Consider the following 17,148-nt stretch of genomic DNA (forward strand, 5'->3'; position numbering starts at 1 on the left):
CACAAGGACTATGCTTATCACGTTTTCCGCTATTTAAAGGGAGTAATTGTGATGCGTATTTCTTCTGTATTACCCGTTGTATTAAGCCTTTGTTTTTTATCCGGTGCAGCAATGGCCGCCGACACAACAGCAAAAGAACCAACCAAAGCTCAAACTGCCCAGCGCGATAAAATGAGCAGTTGTAATAAAGAAGCAACAGATAAAGACCTTAAAGGGGATGAGCGTAAAACCTTTATGAGCAACTGTCTGAAAGCTAAGCCAGCAGAAAGCGAAAAGAAAATGACCGCTCAGCAACAAAAAATGGCCGACTGTAATAAAGAAGCCGGTGATAAAGCCCTGAAGGGTGACGATCGCAAAGCCTTTATGAGCAGTTGCCTGAAAGGCAAAGCGGATACCGCTGAAAAGACGATTACCCCACAGCAACAAAAAATGGCCGATTGTAATAAGGAAGCCGGCGATAAAGCACTGAAAGGTGACGATCGCAAAACCTTTATGAACACCTGCCTGAAAAAAGCCGCCTGATTCTTCCCGACATAACAAAGAATATCCCGCCACAAGGCGGGATATTCCAGATTTGAGTTTTAATATAGTCAATTGTCGGGAGGGGCTCCCGTGGGGGTCGACTTGGCGTAAGCCAACGAAGCGCCCGTAGGGAGGCCAGGCCCGACATGCACTGAAGCCAAGTACAAGCGGTCTTCCGGTCGAGCACAAAGCCAATATAAGCACTTAATATTTTACGACCGGAATATTCAGTGAGGCCAATTTATCTGGTTTGTTAGCCGTCTCATATACCTCACCTGACACCTTCACTTCCCACTAATAACACGATCATTTTTTATCACCCACTAATTGACCCTACCTCAAGGTCAGTGCATACTTGTAATTGTTATATTATAACATATCAATTCAGGAGTTATCATGCAGGTACTAAGTTCTCTACGCTCCGCTAAACAGCGCCATCCAGACTGCAAAGTAGTACGCCGCCGGGGTAAAATCTACGTTATATGCAAAACCAACCCACGATTTAAAGCAGTACAGGGTGGAAAGAAAAAGCGTTAACCATTATCCCTTTCGATTTAGTGAAAAGCACTCTCCCAGTGAGTGCTTACTAACTATTTATCTTTACCCATTAACTTTTCAAGTAATCCGCATCAAATACTGAAAAAATAAATATCCATAATAATCATGATAATAATTTTATCTTCGCAATTAAGTTAGTAACCACTAACTTAATCGGTATCTATCCCCCTGTTTATTGCTCGCTTTTTAACCTCATTCAACACACTTTGTATTTAATCCGTTCACATAACGCTCTATTGTTAATACCAAGAGGCTATTTACAATACTTAAAAACGATCTAATAGCGGGAGGATGTCGCAATGTTGGCTGGATTAGAACAAAAAAAATGCAAAGTTAATCATATAGATATTAGTTATCGCACTACCGGTCAGGGGCCTGCACTGCTGATGCTGCATGGTCATCCCCAAACCCATATGATGTGGCATAAGGTGGCTCCGGCTCTGGCACAGCACTTTACCATTGTGACTGCCGATCTGCGTGGATACGGTGACAGTGACAAACCGGTGTCACCACCAGACCAAAGCCTCTATTCCAAACGCCTGATGGCTCAGGATATGTATGAGTTGATGAACAAACTGGGATTCTCTCAATTCTATGTATTGGCGCACGACAGAGGCGCTCGCGTAGCCCACCGTCTGGCTTTAGACCATCCAGACGCAGTATCAGGAATGGTACTGCTGGATATCGCCCCAACGCTGGCGATGTATCGCCAAACCGATGAAAAATTTGCCCGCGCCTATTGGCACTGGTTCACATTGATTCGCCCTACCCCTTTCCCGGAAAAATTAATTGAAAGCGATCCCTTACTTTATCTGCATAGCGTAATGGGCGTTCGCAGTGCCGGAATGGCGTCATTTACCCCACATGCACTGGCTGAATACCAACGTTGCCTGAGCCTTCCCGGTAGCGCTTATGGCGTTTGTGAAGACTATCGGGCCAGCGCCGGTATTGACCTGGAACATGACCAGCACGATCTGGATAGAGGACACCAGGTTACCAGCCCGATGCTGGCGCTGTGGGGACAGCACGGAGCAATAGAGCAATGCTTTGATGCGCTGGCAGAATGGAAAAAAGTGGCGACCAATGTTCGAGGCAAAGCCATGCCGTCCGGTCACTACATTGCTGAAGAAGTTCCTGAGCAGCTCACCCGAGAAGTGCTGGACTTTTTTGCCTCCATTCGCTGAGGGGCGTGGCCTTTTCAATGCCAACCATAAAATTAATCAAGAGAACAACACCATGGCTTGTGCAAAAACCTTATATCGAAAACTGATTGATTCCCATACTGTCCGTGAACTGGACGATCAGGGCAATGTACTATTGTATATCGATCGCTCCATCCTGAATGAGTACACCAGCCCGCAGGCATTCAGCGGACTAAGAGAGAAAAACCGCAAGGCATGGCGACCAGAAAGCGTCTTGCTGAACGTGGACCACGTAAACCCTACCCGTCCAGTGCGCGATGACAAAATGACCGATCCTGGCGGCCAGTTGCAGGTTGATTACTTCCGTGAAAACAGTCGCGATTTTGGTATAGAGCTGTTTGATGTTTTAGATACCCGTCAGGGCATTGAACACGTAGTCGCACCGGAACAAGGTTTTGTATTACCCGGCATGGTGATTGCAGCGGGTGACAGCCATACCACCACTTATGGTGCCCTCGGCGCTTTTGGTTTTGGTATTGGTACTTCTGAAATTGAGCACTTTCTGGCAACCCAAACTCTGGCCTACAAGCGACTGAAAACCATGCGGGTTAAGGTCAGCGGTAAACTCGGCCCGGCGGTGACGGCCAAAGATATCATTATGCTGCTGATTCAGAAGATTGGCGCTTCCGGCGCTACCGGTTTTGCCATCGAGTTTACCGGCCCGGTAATTACTCAGCTCAGTGTTGAAGGTCGAATGACCATCTGCAATATGGCGGTAGAAGCCGGTGCACGAGGTGCCTTTATGGCGCCGGATGAAAAGGTGTATCAATATCTGCAGGACAAGCCCCGTGCACCAAAAGGCGAAATGTGGGAATTAGCACTGCAATCATGGCAGAACTTATATACCGATGAGGGTGCGGAATTCGATCGGGAAATAGAACTGGATTGCGATAAGCTCGAACCCATGGTGACTTGGGGTATCAGCCCGGATCAGGCCGATAATATCAGCGGCGTACTACCTGACCCGGCAGATGAAAAAGATCCTCAGAAGCGTCTGGCTCAGGAAAAAGCGCTGGCCTATATGGCGCTTAAGCCAGGTACGCGTTTAACCGATATTCCAATTTCTCACGCCTTTATTGGTTCCTGTACCAATGGGCGGATTGAAGATCTTCGTCTGGCGGCAGAAGTGCTGAAAGGTAAGAAAATTGCCCCACACGTAAGAGGCATGATTATTCCCGGCTCTACACTGGTACGGCAACAGGCGGAACAGGAAGGTCTGGCGAAAATCTTTATCGATGCCGGTTTCGAGTGGCGTCAATCGGGCTGTTCTATGTGTCTGGCGATGAATGAAGACGTACTGGAACCCGGCGATCGCTGCGCCTCCAGCACCAACCGTAACTTTGCCGGTCGACAGGGTGCCGGTTCCCACACCCATTTAATGAGCCCGGCGATGGTCGCGGCGGCGGCAATCGCCGGACATCTGGCCGATGTGCGTTCAATCAACGGTGGAGAACAATAATGCAAACTTTCACAGTAGTAACAGGGAAAGTGGCACCGATGATGGATGCCAATATTGATACCGATGTCATTATGCCAAAGCAGTTTTTGAAGGGTATCGATCGTCAAAATCTGGATCGCGGCCTGTTCTTTGACCTGCGTCTGTTGCCCGATGGCCAGCCCAATCCGGAGTTTATCCTCAATCGCCCGGAGTGGCACGGTAGTTCATTTATGGTGGTTGGCCCTAACTTTGGCTGCGGCTCCAGTCGTGAGCATGCAGTATGGGGCTTGCAGCAAACCGGCATTCGCGCCCTGATTGGTACCTCATTTGCCGGTATCTTTGCGGATAACTGTCAGCGCAACGGCGTACTGCTGATTTGCTTAACGCCGGAGCAGGTTGCGGAAGTGGCAGCGGTGGCTGGTGAACCACAACACAATACGATCAGTATTGATTTGTCGGTGCAACAGATTCAGTTGGATGATGGTCGGGTAATTGGCTTTAAGCTGGATGAGAGAAACAGGCTGGCGCTGATGAAGGGATTGGATGCGATTGGGGTGACGATGGAGTATCAGGGGGAGATTAGAGATTTTGAGAAGCGGTATGGGGTAGGGAGTCCTTGGTTGGGGATTAATTGAGAACTGTAAATATTTAGCCCGGATCAATTTCGTCCACTAATCGTGCAGAATATAGATTAGCTTTCGTGCAAGTGGCCGAGCAAGGGGCGTTAGGGCGAACGCCCCCTGCACCCCCGCGCCTTCGCACCCGAATCCAGGTCGCTACGCGACTTCCCTCCGCCTTCATTCAGCCTTAACGCACCGGCACTGATTCGCTCCAGGCGAAGCAGTGCCTCGCCAAACATCCATGTTTGGCGTGCTGGCTTCTCTCAGTTGTCGGCTGGAATTCCAGTGCTTAATGAGAAGGGCAAAAACAAGGTCAAAATTAAGAGCAAAAGCAAATTGGAGAGTGGCTCTTCACAGAAAGGATTTATTCCTCTATATCTGCCCACTTAAAATAGAGTTGCAGGAATTCTACGCAGACTTTTAGTTTGGCGGAGTTTGAGAGGCGCATGGGGTATACCGCCCAGATGTCGGCATTTTGGGTATATTCTGGTAGTACGTTGATCAGTTTGCCTTCGTCAATATAGCGCTTGGCATCCCACATGGAGCGCAGGAAGATACCGTGGCCTTCCAGGCCCCATTGCAGCACGATAGCACCACTGTTGGAGGAAAGTCGGCCGTCAACCCGGATAGTTTGTGGTTTTTCATCTTTGTCACTTAATAGCCAGCTGCCAAAAGGGGTATCCCGCTCTTTGATCACCAGACAGTCGTGATGGACTAAATCATCCAGGGTTTCGGGCTGGCCTTTAACGGCCAGATAGTCTGGTGAAGCGCAAAGCACACGCTGGTTATCCAGCAGTTTTTTTGCCATATATTGATTCGGCAAATCGCTGCCGACGCGGATTTCTAAATCAAAGCCCTCTGCAACCAAATCGATAACGTGGTCTGAAGTAACCAGTTGGATAGCCAGATTAGGATACTGCTTTGCCAGTTGGGAAATTGCCGGGGCGACAAACTGGCGACCAAAGCCAAAAGAGCTGACAATACGCAATGTGCCCTGCGGTTCATGGCGCGCCTCTGAAACGTCACTGATAAAGTCGTCGAGATCCCCCAGAATCCTGTCTGCCCACACCCTGGCTTTCTCGCCCTCTTCTGTTAATACAATGCTGCGGGTACTGCGATGAAACAGTTTTATATCCAGTACCTTTTCCAGCACATTAATCCGTTTACTGATGTAAGCGGGAGATACTCCCAGCTCAACGGCAGCTTTAGCAAAGCTATGCTTTCTGACTACGGTGAGAAAAACCCGTAAATCTTCATTTAACGGCAATGGAGAGCGGCTAATCGACATAAAAATAACCCTGAAGTAAAACGATACACCTTAAAGCAAACTGCCAGATGGGCTTTCTGTTTTATTATTGTTTAAGGTTCTATGATTTTATAAACAGAAACCCCGATTAACTCAGGAATATCCTGATATCTGACTATATTTTAACCCTGCTAACAATGCTATGGGAGCACTCGATTAAAGTGTGATAAACTTCACATTAATTAGTGACTGAAACAGCCATTCCCGAAATGACCTGATCAAGAGTATCTCTGAACCAACCTGAGTGATGCGATTCACTTCTCACGTTTTATTATCTGCAAAAAAATAACATTGTTTTCTGTAAGGAAATTCTGGTCATGACATTTTATTGGGCCGCGCAGGCCGTGGGCGGCGTGGCGTTTCTGGTAGGTATTACCATGTTTTTTAACCGCAACGAACGCGGTTTTAAATATCAACTTTCTGCCTACTCAACCATCATGAGCTGTCACTTCTTTATGATGGGTGCCAATGCTGCCGCAATGAGCGTACTACTTAGCGCAATACGTACTATCACCTCTATCTGGTGGCGTAATCTTTGGGTAATGATGATTTTTATTACTCTGACGCTAATCTTAGCCACCATGAAAATTCAGCACCCGATTGAGGCACTGCCAATTGCCGGGACTATTGCCAGTACCTGGGCGATGTTCCGTACACATGGTTTAAAGATGCGCAGCATTATGTGGTGCTCAACCGCCTGTTGGGTTACCCACAATATTTGGGCTGGCTCCATTGGCGGAACCCTGATTGAAGGGAGCTTTCTGCTGATGAACGGCTTCAACATTATTCGCTTCTACCGTATGCAAAAACGCGGTATCGACCCATTTGCCATTGAAAGCAAAGTGGTTAAAGCGGCAGAAGAAGAAAGAGCATTAGAAGAACAGCGCCCGGAAGAAAAAGTAGTAGAACAAAAGTAAGCCCGCGTTTTATCGCGTGGGCTTAACAGACTGATGACAAAGTCTACTAGCTCAGTTTAGTCCCTTAATAGAGCCAATCGATGGGAGGGACGGGTGTTGGGGTCGACTTGGCGCAAGCGCTGGCCCGCAGGGTGAAACACCGCAAGGTGTTTCATAACCGCCCCTAACCCGGCCAAGCCCATCGCGCTCCGTAGCTAAGTACAGAGTGTTTACCGACCGTTATCGGGGCCGATATAAGCAGAGAGTTTTTACGGTCGGAATATTTGCAGATGCTAATTTATTAGGTTTGTCAGCAACCTAATCCAAAAACAACCCCTGATCGCGAAGTAAGTGGTCGTTGCCACGCCGGCGGGTAAAGCCGCTGCGGTCAAAAAACTCCAGAACCTGAATCGCCAGCTTACGCCCTACTCCCAGCCGATCGCGAAAATCGGCTGCGCAGGTGCTGCCCTGCGTGGTGTGCATAGTACGAATCAAATCGGCAAACTGGCGAATACGACCACTCAGATAATAGCGATCGCGAACCACTGCGGTAATGTGACCCAGCTGCGCCGCTTTACGCAATACGCCTCTCACCAACTGCTCATCCAGCGCCAGCTCGGCGGCTAAATCCCGCACCCAGTAAGGGTCATCACCAAATATCTCTTCTATACGTTGCCATATCGCCTGTTCATCAGGAGTGAATGCCAGACTAAACTCCGGCAGATGCAACCATCCCCGGCTGTTGCTCAGACGCTTGTCTGCCAGCAGCATATCAATCAGCGAGAACACCAGCGCTTCCGGCTCAGAGGGTAACGCCATGCGACGTAGTCTGGCTCGCCCTACACCCAACTGATCTAAATGTTGCTGATGGAAATCTCTCAGAGTATCAATCAACCGTTGTTGGAACTCCTGCACTTTTTCCTGTTGCAGAGCGGTATCACCCACCACTTTACAGCCTGATGCCGTTAACAGTATTTGCAGCCCATCGTCAGTTAACTGACGCGCCCAGCCAAATGCTTTAAGGGATAAACTGCCTTCTGCCAGACGCAGCTGTAAAGCCTGCATATCATTTTGTGCCTGACTGAGCTGGTTAAGCTTTTCAAGATATTCCGGCTGGCGCTTACCTCTGCGCGGTGGCTGAAGTAACAACACTCGCGCACCGCCCAACGTTTCACGGGCGCTGATATCACGCACAATAATGCGATCGTTCTCCGCCAGCAGTAAGGCTTCATCCAGCACCAGCTCCACTAATACGTCACTGCCAGCGCTAACCGCCCCTTCCTGTAACAGAGAAATACGGCCGGTAATATGGTTAACTGAATGATGCAAATGTACCGACTGCCAGTGGCGAAGTGGCTTATCACAATGCAGGATCGCAAGGACCCGGTCTCCGGCTTCTGGTGGCGTTTGCTGCAATAGCCAGTCTCCGCGATTTACATCCTGCTTACCCATATCGCCGGTAATGTTTAACGCAATACGCTCACCGGCACCCGCCCGCTCTGCCGGTTGATTCTGAGCGTGGATACTTCTTACCCGCACCGGTCGATTAACCCCCGTCAGCCACAGGGTATCCCCTACGCTAACCTGTCCGCTAAATGCGGTGCCGGTGACCACCAGGCCGCTACCTTTGATAGTAAAACTACGGTCAACCGCCAGGCGAAAGCGATGGATTGATGCTTCATTATCTTCGATTCGGTGCTGATATAAATTAATTAAATGCTCGCGCAGTTCCGGGATACCCGTCCCCTGTGGAGCCGCGGTGACAAAGATCGGGCAATCATCCCAACCCTGAGTACTTAGCTCATCGGTAATCTGGCTTTTGACGCTGGCAATACGCTCAGGCGTGACCCGATCCGCCTTGGTTAAGGCGACGGTAATGGCAGGAATACCCACCAGGCGTAAAATCGCCAAATGCTCCCGGGTTTGCGCCATGATGCCGTCGTCACAGGCCACCACCAGCAGGGCATGTTGAACACCGTCAACACCAGCCAGCATATTTGCCAAAAACTTTTCATGACCCGGAACGTCGATAAAACCCAGCACCTGACCATCTTCCAATGGTAAGAAGACATAGCCTAAATCAATGGTCATTCCACGGCGTTTTTCTTCCGGCAGGCGATCGGTGCTGCCTGCTCCGGTCAGTGCTTGCAGCAGCGTGGATTTTCCGTGGTCAACGTGTCCGGCGGTGGCAATAATCATGCTAACAACATCTCCAGCAATTCAGATTCATCTTCAAGGCAGCGCAAATCCAACCATAGCTTTCCTTCCTGTATCCGACCAATCACCGGTTTTGGCAGCGCGCGCCATTTTTCCGCCAGCGCTTCCAGCGTTCGGCCGCGGCCATCTTTTGGCTCGAAAGTCAGGGCATAGCTGGGCAGACGATCGACCGGTAATGAACCGCTGCCAATTTGTGACAGGCAAGGCTCTGTCTGTACGGTGAAATGTCCGCCGTAACAGGCCTGTAATGGCGATAATAACTGCATTGCCATTCCTTGCATTTCAGCCGCATCACGGCTTAACAAACGTAGAGTCGGCAGGGAATAAGCTAAACGTTCTGGCTGTTGGTAAAGGCGTAATGTAGCTTCCAGCGCCGCCAGCGTTAGCTTTCCGGCGCGCAGGGCGCGTTTTAATGGGTGACGCTGGATTTTCTCAATCCACTTTTTCGAACCAAGGATAATCCCCGCCTGCGGGCCGCCCAGCAATTTATCACCGGAAAATGTCACTAAATCCACACCCGCCGCAATCAGGTCTTGGGGCATTGGCTCAGCAGGTAAATCATACTGCTGTAAATCGATTAATGAGCCGCTACCAAGATCAGTGGCTACCGGCAAATTCAGCTCTCGACCCAGTGCCACCAGCTCCGACTCATCAACCGCAGCAGTAAAACCCTGAATACTGTAATTGCTGGTATGCACTTTCATTAACAACCCGGTGCTTTCGCTCACCGCATCACGGTAATCACGCAGGTGGGTACGGTTGGTCGTACCCACTTCCACCAGCTTACACCCCGCCTGACGCATCACATCCGGCACCCGGAATGCGCCGCCAATTTCCACCAGCTCACCACGAGAAACGATAACTTCTTTATCTGCTGCTACCGCAGCCAGCATCAGCATCACCGCAGCGGCATTGTTATTCACAATACAGGCCGCTTCAGCGCCAGTTAATTCACTCAGCAGCTCGGAAATCACATTATCCCGATGGCCGCGCCCGGCACCGTCCAGATCGTACTCCAGCGTCACCGCATGACGCATGGCGCTGGCAACTTCATCAATCGCCTCTTCTGCCAACAGCGCCCGCCCCAGATTGGTATGCAGCACGGTTCCACTCAGGTTGAATACCGGTTGTAAACCGCTGCGCTGTTTCTGCGTCAGATGATGGCTAACCGCCTCAATCCAGTTGTGGCTCCACTCAGGTAATCGATTGAACTGGCTAATCTCCTGTCGGGCCTGCTGCTGTAAATGACGCAGCGACGCCACCACCAGATGTTGACCGAATTGAACCAATAGCGGCTCCATATCCGGCTCATTAAGTAAGCGATCCACCGAGGGAAGCTGGCTGTACAGGGATTGAGTTTGATTATTCATGAGTGCGACCTGTTAAAAATCAATGACGCTAATATATCGGCTCAGCGCCATAACGTGAAGCGTAAGCTGCTCAGGGCGTGAATGATATCGATGAAATGGTGAAATCAGTCAATGGCGGCTACGCTTAATAGCAGTCAGCATAATTTTTATGCTGTATGGATGCGGCCCGTTTTACTTCCGCTCATCCCTCTTTTTATTCCGTCAGCGCTACAAGGTGATAATCACTATGACTATGAATATTCGCAGCTTTGCTGCCACTTCCGCTACGTCTCCCGTTGCTCTTCACGCCATTATTCGTCGTGACCCGCGAGAAGACGATGTAGCAATCAAGATTTTATACTGTGGCGTTTGCCACTCTGATATCCATCAGGCCCGCAATGAATGGCACAACACCATTTATCCGGTAGTTCCCGGCCATGAGATTATTGGTCAGGTAACCGCCGTCGGCAAAAACGTCACTCATTATAAACCGGGAGATTGGGTTGGCGTTGGCTGTATGGTGGATTCCTGCCAGCATTGCGCCTCCTGTCAGGATGGCCTTGAACAGTTCTGTGAAAACGTGGCTACTTTTACCTACAACGGCAAAGACCGCCATGACGGCACCATTACATATGGCGGCTATTCTGAATCTATCGTGGTTTCCGAGAAGTTCGTGTTGCGCCTGCCGGAAAAACTCGACCCTAAATCCGCCGCACCTTTGCTGTGCGCTGGCATTACTACTTACTCACCGTTACGCCACTGGAAGATTGGCAAAGGCCATAAAGTGGCAGTGGTCGGCTTAGGTGGTTTAGGCCATATGGCACTGAAATTTGCCAAAGCCTTAGGCGCTGACGTCACCCTGTTCACCCGTTCAATGAGCAAGGCCTCGGAAGCCATCCGACTGGGAGCCGACCATGTAGTACTGTCCTCCGATGCCGATCAGATGAAAGCGGTAACAAACCACTTTGATTTCATTCTGGATACCGTTCCTCAACAGCACGACCTTAACCCTTACCTCGCCACCCTAAAACGCGACGGCACCTGCGTACTGGTTGGCCTGCTGGAACCGGTCGAACCACCCATGAACAGCGGACTGCTGGTGATGGGCCGCAAAAGCCTGGCTGGCTCCCTGATCGGCGGCATCGCTGAAACTCAGGAAATGCTCAACTTCTGCGCCCAACACAACATCACCAGCGACGTAGAAATGATCAACATTCAGGAAATCAACCAGGCCTACACCCGAATGCTAAAAAGCGACGTCAAATACCGGTTTGTCATTGATATGAAATCGATAGAGACAGAAAACCTGTAACCCCAATCCTTACCCTTTAGGTCCTTATCCCTTGACCTTCAAAAGAGCACTGGAATTCAGCCGACAACTGAGAGAGGGTAGCACGCCAAACATGGATGTTTGGCGAGGCACTGCTTCGCCGGGAGCGAATCAGTGCCGGTGCGTAAGCCCGAACGAAGGCGGAGGGAAGTCGCCTAAGCGACCTGGATTCGGGTGCGAAGGCGCGGGGGGTGCAGGGGGGCATTCGCCCAAATGCCCCCCTGCTCGGCCACACCCACCACAGTCAATCTGTACGCTGTACTATTCGTGGACGAAACCCACTCAAAACCAAATATCCACATATTAATCAACAAATTAAACAATAACCCCTAATTAACTCCATAAAAACCATTCCCTAACTCCCAAAAATCTCTTCCCCCCTCAAACACCTCATGCAAACCTTAACAACTCAACAACAATAACTTTAATTCCATCACATTTAATTAACAATCGCTCATCCTCACCTTGTCATACCCCCCTTTCCACCCATACTTAATTTTGTCTATAACCTGATAAACAATGGGAATACTAGCATGTCCAGGAAATCAAATTTATTCATCGTCAGTATGCTAACCCTGTCCGTTGGTTCCGCTCTGGCTGCCCCTGAAAACTACCCTGCCGACTACCAAAAAATTATCGATGCTGCCAATAAAGAGGGCAAAGTGGTGATCTATTCCACCACCGATACCGCCGCCGCTGCACCGATTATTAAAGGGTTCGAAACGCTGTATCCAAATATCACCGTTGAATATAACGATATGAACAGTACTGAACTGTATAACCGTTATATCAGCGAACAGGCTTCATCCAGCGGCAGCGGCGATGTGGTCTGGAGCTCTGCAATGGACACCGGCCTGAAGCTGGCAACCGACTATGCATTAACCTATAAATCACCGGAAGCCGGTAAGATCCCAACCTGGGCGGTATGGAAAGATACCGCTTATGGCACCACCTATGAGCCGTTGGTATTTATCTATAACAAGCGCCTGATTAAAGAAGATGAAATTCCTAAATCTCACGCCGCTCTGGGTGAACTAGTGAAAAGCCAGTCGGACAGATTTAAAAACAAAGTCACCACTTACGATATCGAGAAATCCGCTCTTGGCTTTATGCTCTCGGTTGAAGATATGAAAAACGATCCTAAATACTGGGATCATCTGAAAGACATCTCCAGCGCGGGAATGGTGGTTCAGTCATCAACCGGTACTATGCTTGAGCGCGTCTCTTCCGGAGAGAATCTGATCGGTTACAACATTCTGGAACCCTACGCTAAAACCCGTGCGGCTAAAGATCCATCCTTGGGCATCGCTTATCCATCGGATTACACCCTGGTACTTTCCCGCGTGACCTTTATCAGCAAGCAGGCGAAAAACGTTAACGCCGCCAAGCTATGGCTGGATTATCTGCTGTCACAAAAAGGCCAGGATATTGTCGCCAATCAGGCCAACATCACCTCTATTCGTGACGATATCAACGGCGATAACGACGTAGCGGGCACCACTAAATTACTGGGTAGTTCACTGAAACCTATTCCGGTTAATGAAACGCTGCTGGAATATCTGGAGCAGAATAAGCGTCTGGATTATCTGAAAAAATGGCGTTCTGTCACCGGTAAATAATAACAAACGACTCTAACGACAGGGGTCATGGTGCCCCTGTCGTTAACCTTCTCTTTTCTACAGGGTTTTATCATGTACTCGTTGCGCAAAATAAAGCAGAGCTTGCCGCGCGGTGTAGTAGTGATGCTAACGGCACTGTTTATCTACGGACCCTTAGCGCTTATTGTCACCCAAAGCTTTCTGTCTGCTCCTTTTTTTGTTCCTGACAAAACCTTCAGCCTCGACGCCTACCGCTTCGTTTTTGACGATCCGGACGTTTATAAGGCGCTAAAAAGCGGCTTTATTCTGGCTATCGGGCTGGTGGTCATTGTTATTCCTCTGGGCGGTATTCTGGCTTTCCTGATTGTCAGAAGCGATCTGCCGGGCCGTCGTTGGATAGAACCAATGATTCTGGTGCCGGTGTTTGTCTCTCCAATGGTATTGGGGTTTGGCTATGTGGTTGCCGCCGGTCCGGTTGGCTTCTTCTCCCTGTGGATGCAGGATCTGTTTGGATTTGTGCCGTGGAACATCTACTCTATGACCAGCATTATCATTATTGCTGGTCTGATGCATGTGCCACACGCCTATCTGTATATCTCATCTGCATTACGCAATATGGGTTCTGATGTAGAAGAAGCGGCGCGCATCTCTGGAGCATCGCCGTTTCGCGTGATGGTTTCTGTGAGCCTGCCGATGGTCAGACCAGCGATTCTGTACGCCACCGTGTTGCTGTTCTTCCTCGGTCTGGAAGTGTTCGGCCTGATGTTAGTGCTGGGAGATCCTGAAGGTAACCTGGTGCTGGCAACCTACTTATACAAACTGACCAACAAACTGGGTATCCCTTCTTACCATCTGATGGCGGTGGTCGCGGTAGTTCTGATCAGTATTACTATTCCGCTGATCATGCTACAACGCCGCTTAATGCGCACCGCGAATCGCTTTGTCACAGTAAAAGGCAAAGCGTCACAGGCGCACGTGCTGCCACTGGGCAAATGGCGCTGGGTATCTGCGGCCGTGGTTATCCTGTGGTTGATTGTAACCATTTTTGTACCGCTCACCGGCATACTGCTGCGGGCATTTGTCTCTAACTGGGGTGTGGGCGTTTCGCTGTTTGATCAGCTATCGCTGGATACCTTCCGCACCGTGTTCTCACAGCCAAACCTGATTCGGGCCATTATCAACTCGGTGGCTATCGGCGTGTTCGGCGGAGCGCTGGCGGTAATCTGTTACACCTTTATTGGTCTGGCAATGCACCGTAAACCGGATCGCACTACCCGTTTTCTCGACTATAGCGTGCTGATCCCTCGGGCGGTGCCGGGAATACTGGCCGGTCTGGCTTTCTTATGGGTATTCCTGTTTACCCCTATGTGGATGGACAAGTCTCTGGCTGATGGCTATATGTCGGTTCTGCCCGGCGCCCAGTGGATGCGGGATAACGTCATTGTCTGGATGCGGGCAACCCGCAATACCATTTTCAGCGTCTGGTTAGCTTATACCGTGGTATGGCTGGCTTATGGTCTGCGGCTTATCTCCTCAGCGCTGTTACAGGTAGGTGCCGAGCTGGAAGAAGCCGCTCGCAGTACCGGCGCACAGCGTAGTCAGGTTACCCGACAAATTACCGTACCGCTGGCCCGTTATGGCCTGATTGGTTCCTGGCTGCTGATGTTCCTGATCTTTGAGCGGGAATATTCAACGGGCGTGTATCTGCTATCGCCGGGTACGGAAACCATCGGTTCGATGCTGGTTTCCCTGTGGGCTACGGGTGCTGTCGATATCGTCGCTGCCCTGTCATTTATCAATATTGTTTTAGTCATGTTCGGCTTAGGCATCGCACTGCGTTTTGGAGTAAAACTCAATGACTGAACTCACTGTAGAGAGTCTGCATTTAAATTACGGCACTAACCCGGTATTAAAAGGGGTTTCGATGCAGCTAAAAAAAGGCGAGGTTGTCACCCTGCTCGGTCCATCGGGCAGTGGAAAGACCACGCTGTTACGTGCCGTCGCCGGGTTGGAAGCACCCTGTCAGGGTCGTATTATCATTGGGGATCGCGTGGTGTATGACGGCAACACCAACCAGGAGATCCCGGTGGAAGAGCGCAATCTGGGGCTGGTTTTCCAGTCTTATGCCCTGTGGCCCCATATGACCATTTTCGACAATATTGCCTATCCTCTTAAACTACGCAAAACCCCAACTGCCGAAATGAAGCAGCGGGTTCAGGCGGTACTGGATCAGTTAGGGCTGGGTCACTTAGGCCAGCGTTATCCTCACCAGCTATCGGGCGGACAGCAACAGCGAGTGGCGATTGGTCGGGGGCTAGTTTATAACCCGCCGGTGCTGCTGCTGGATGAACCGCTTTCCAATCTGGATGCCAAACTGCGTGAAGAAGCACGGGTGTTCCTGCGCAGTTTGATTGTTGATTTAGGGCTATCGGCACTGATGGTAACCCACGATCAGAACGAAGCTATGGCGATTTCCGATCGCATTCTGCTGCTGAATAATGGCGTGATTGAGCAACAGGGCACCCCACAGGAGATGTACTCTACGCCAACCACCCTGTTCAGCGCTGAATTTATGGGCAGCAACAACCGGCTTTACGGCCACGTTGCCGAACTTGCGGGCGACTATGCCTGCATTCAGGGAAGCAGTTGGAAGCTGTGGGGAAAACCGGGTGGCGCACTGAAAGTCGGCCAAAACGTCACGGCGGTGATTCGCGTTGAGCAGGTGAAACTCAATGATGTCGCCGAACAAAACAGTCTGGAACTACCGCTGCTGACCGGTATGTATCTCGGTAGCCACTGGGAGTATCTGTTCCGCGAGTCTAACGAAGACTCTCCGGTACTGCGGGCTTTCGGTACCACCAAGCCGGCCAGCGGAAGCCAGTGTCGACTGTCTATGCCTGCGGATCAGGTGTGGATATTTCCTGGTTAATTGTTTTTTGTGTTAACCAATAAGCAGTCTCAGCGCTTTTATGGCGTAAGGAGCGCTGAGATTGATGACAAATCAGATAAATTGGCTTTAGTGAATATTCCGGCCGGGCACAACGATGTCGCTCAAATCATCGTTGTGCCCGGCCGGAAGACCATCTGTACTTAACTGTAGAGCGCTCCATTTCACCAATGAGGTGGGCCTCATCAAGCGGGCGCATTGAGATAAAATTCCATACCCCTCCACCGTCATTCTGTCTTAATATGCATTCGATATGAGTTTAGCTAATCAATGGAATGAACTATGGTCATAGCGATCTTCGCGGGTATCGTTTTTATTATTATCGCTCGCGCATTTATTAAATCGGTACGGGAAAATCTGAAGAAGCTGAATACCGATAAGCTGATGCAGCAACGAAATGAGTGCTCACCGGCAGAACTCAAACTGGTTGCCTGCGCACAGCCACTGCGCTGTTTAGAGTTTTTCTTTAATAACCAATTCACCCCCGAAAATCATATGCCGGGATATTATCTGGCAGAGCAAAAGGCCCAATTAACAGGGATTCTGGCGGATGACTTTGGCGTTACCGGCGCTAGCGATGTGAATGACTATCGGGCCGCCGTTCTGTGGGATCTGCTATTAACTTACCTCTCTCCCCAGCAGTTTATTGAGCTATTCCACGTATCGCCCCTGTCGCTGATTGCGATTAAGCAGAACTGTTCAGCGACGGAATACCAGAACCTGCTGACTGAAATTAATATCCATACCATCAACGACGCTCTACAGGCCATTGCACAAATTCATCCTAAAAAAATGGCTCCACTGCTTACAGATAAACATTTGGCTGACCATATCCGGCATATTGAAATCCTGTATAAAGCTCATGTTTATACTCTGGCCTGTGAAGTGGGTTATCTGGGTAAGGCGCAACTGATGCAGATGACGGCGGATATCGGCGGGCAAAAAATTAACTGGAAACAGTACGATCGATCTTTTGCTTTCCTGAACCGCATGATGAAGACCGGTCTTTTTACCAACTATATGATTGAGCGGAAAAAGGAAAAGGTATGCTGGAATGAGTGCGGAGTCTGGACTTTACAGCAGCAACAGGGGTTTCAGCAGGAATCTGACGCTGGAGTAGCGTTTTCCCACCTTCAATAAATGATGAAACCGTTATTCCGATAAC

At 49.9% G+C, this 17,148-nt stretch carries 14 protein-coding genes; 11 read left to right on the forward strand and 3 right to left on the reverse strand.

Annotated features, from left to right (window positions below):
- The first annotated feature begins 111 nt into the window (after window positions 1-111).
- The 5 genes from GOL65_RS22605 (at window position 112) to leuD (ending at window position 4,355) form a co-directional block, all read left to right on the forward strand.
- A complete protein-coding gene (locus tag GOL65_RS22605) occupies window positions 112-522 on the forward strand; it encodes a PsiF family protein (RefSeq protein WP_407657501.1) in 411 nt (136 codons plus the stop codon).
- 396 nt (window positions 523-918) lie between these two features.
- A complete protein-coding gene (gene ykgO, locus GOL65_RS13205) occupies window positions 919-1,059 on the forward strand; it encodes a type B 50S ribosomal protein L36 (RefSeq protein ID WP_130593376.1) in 141 nt (46 codons plus the stop codon).
- 320 nt (window positions 1,060-1,379) lie between these two features.
- On the forward strand, window positions 1,380-2,264 hold the full coding sequence (locus tag GOL65_RS13210) for an alpha/beta fold hydrolase (protein WP_179038345.1): 885 nt from the start codon (window positions 1,380-1,382) through the stop codon (window positions 2,262-2,264).
- 52 nt (window positions 2,265-2,316) lie between these two features.
- On the forward strand, window positions 2,317-3,741 hold the full coding sequence (gene leuC / locus GOL65_RS13215; protein WP_140921239.1) for a 3-isopropylmalate dehydratase large subunit: 1,425 nt from the start codon (window positions 2,317-2,319) through the stop codon (window positions 3,739-3,741).
- Entirely contained in the window at window positions 3,741-4,355 is a 615-nt protein-coding gene (gene leuD / locus GOL65_RS13220) for a 3-isopropylmalate dehydratase small subunit (protein WP_140921194.1), read from the forward strand. The genes leuC and leuD overlap by 1 nt, the downstream gene beginning before the upstream one ends.
- 349 nt (window positions 4,356-4,704) lie before the next feature.
- On the opposite strand, the gene GOL65_RS13225 is transcribed toward leuD, so the two are convergent.
- Window positions 4,705-5,628: a LysR substrate-binding domain-containing protein gene (locus GOL65_RS13225; RefSeq protein ID WP_140921195.1), complete on the reverse strand. Its 924-nt coding sequence runs from the start codon at window positions 5,626-5,628 to the stop codon at window positions 4,705-4,707.
- A gap of 335 nt (window positions 5,629-5,963) precedes the next feature.
- Here GOL65_RS13225 and GOL65_RS13230 point away from each other — a divergent pair, with 335 nt between their 5' ends.
- Window positions 5,964-6,563 carry a YgjV family protein gene (locus GOL65_RS13230; protein ID WP_140921196.1) on the forward strand — a complete coding sequence of 200 codons (600 nt, stop codon included), beginning with the start codon at window positions 5,964-5,966 and terminating at the stop codon, window positions 6,561-6,563.
- A 297-nt stretch (window positions 6,564-6,860) separates the two neighbouring features.
- Here the strand turns inward: GOL65_RS13230 and selB are convergent, their stop codons facing one another.
- Entirely contained in the window at window positions 6,861-8,741 is a 1,881-nt protein-coding gene (gene selB, locus GOL65_RS13235; protein WP_140921197.1) for a selenocysteine-specific translation elongation factor, read from the reverse strand.
- Complete coding sequence (selA, locus tag GOL65_RS13240; protein WP_140921198.1) at window positions 8,738-10,129, reverse strand: L-seryl-tRNA(Sec) selenium transferase; 1,392 nt, start codon at window positions 10,127-10,129, stop codon at window positions 8,738-8,740. The genes selB and selA overlap by 4 nt, the downstream gene beginning before the upstream one ends.
- A gap of 226 nt (window positions 10,130-10,355) precedes the next feature.
- Here selA and GOL65_RS13245 point away from each other — a divergent pair, with 226 nt between their 5' ends.
- The 5 genes from GOL65_RS13245 (at window position 10,356) to GOL65_RS13265 (ending at window position 17,123) form a co-directional block, all read left to right on the forward strand.
- Window positions 10,356-11,420, forward strand: coding sequence for an NAD(P)-dependent alcohol dehydrogenase (locus GOL65_RS13245; protein WP_140921199.1), 1,065 nt, complete (start codon window positions 10,356-10,358; stop codon window positions 11,418-11,420).
- 551 nt (window positions 11,421-11,971) lie between these two features.
- On the forward strand, window positions 11,972-13,057 hold the full coding sequence (locus GOL65_RS13250; RefSeq protein ID WP_140921200.1) for an ABC transporter substrate-binding protein: 1,086 nt from the start codon (window positions 11,972-11,974) through the stop codon (window positions 13,055-13,057).
- Between the two features lie 72 nt (window positions 13,058-13,129).
- Window positions 13,130-14,899 carry an ABC transporter permease gene (locus GOL65_RS13255; RefSeq protein WP_140921201.1) on the forward strand — a complete coding sequence of 590 codons (1,770 nt, stop codon included), beginning with the start codon at window positions 13,130-13,132 and terminating at the stop codon, window positions 14,897-14,899.
- Window positions 14,892-15,965: an ABC transporter ATP-binding protein gene (locus GOL65_RS13260; protein WP_140921202.1), complete on the forward strand. Its 1,074-nt coding sequence runs from the start codon at window positions 14,892-14,894 to the stop codon at window positions 15,963-15,965. The genes GOL65_RS13255 and GOL65_RS13260 overlap by 8 nt, the downstream gene beginning before the upstream one ends.
- A gap of 300 nt (window positions 15,966-16,265) precedes the next feature.
- Window positions 16,266-17,123: a hypothetical protein gene (locus GOL65_RS13265; RefSeq protein WP_140921203.1), complete on the forward strand. Its 858-nt coding sequence runs from the start codon at window positions 16,266-16,268 to the stop codon at window positions 17,121-17,123.
- Window positions 17,124-17,148: the final 25 nt, after the last annotated feature.

Source organism: Limnobaculum xujianqingii (assembly GCF_013394855.1).
Taxonomy (GTDB): domain Bacteria; phylum Pseudomonadota; class Gammaproteobacteria; order Enterobacterales; family Enterobacteriaceae; genus Limnobaculum; species Limnobaculum xujianqingii.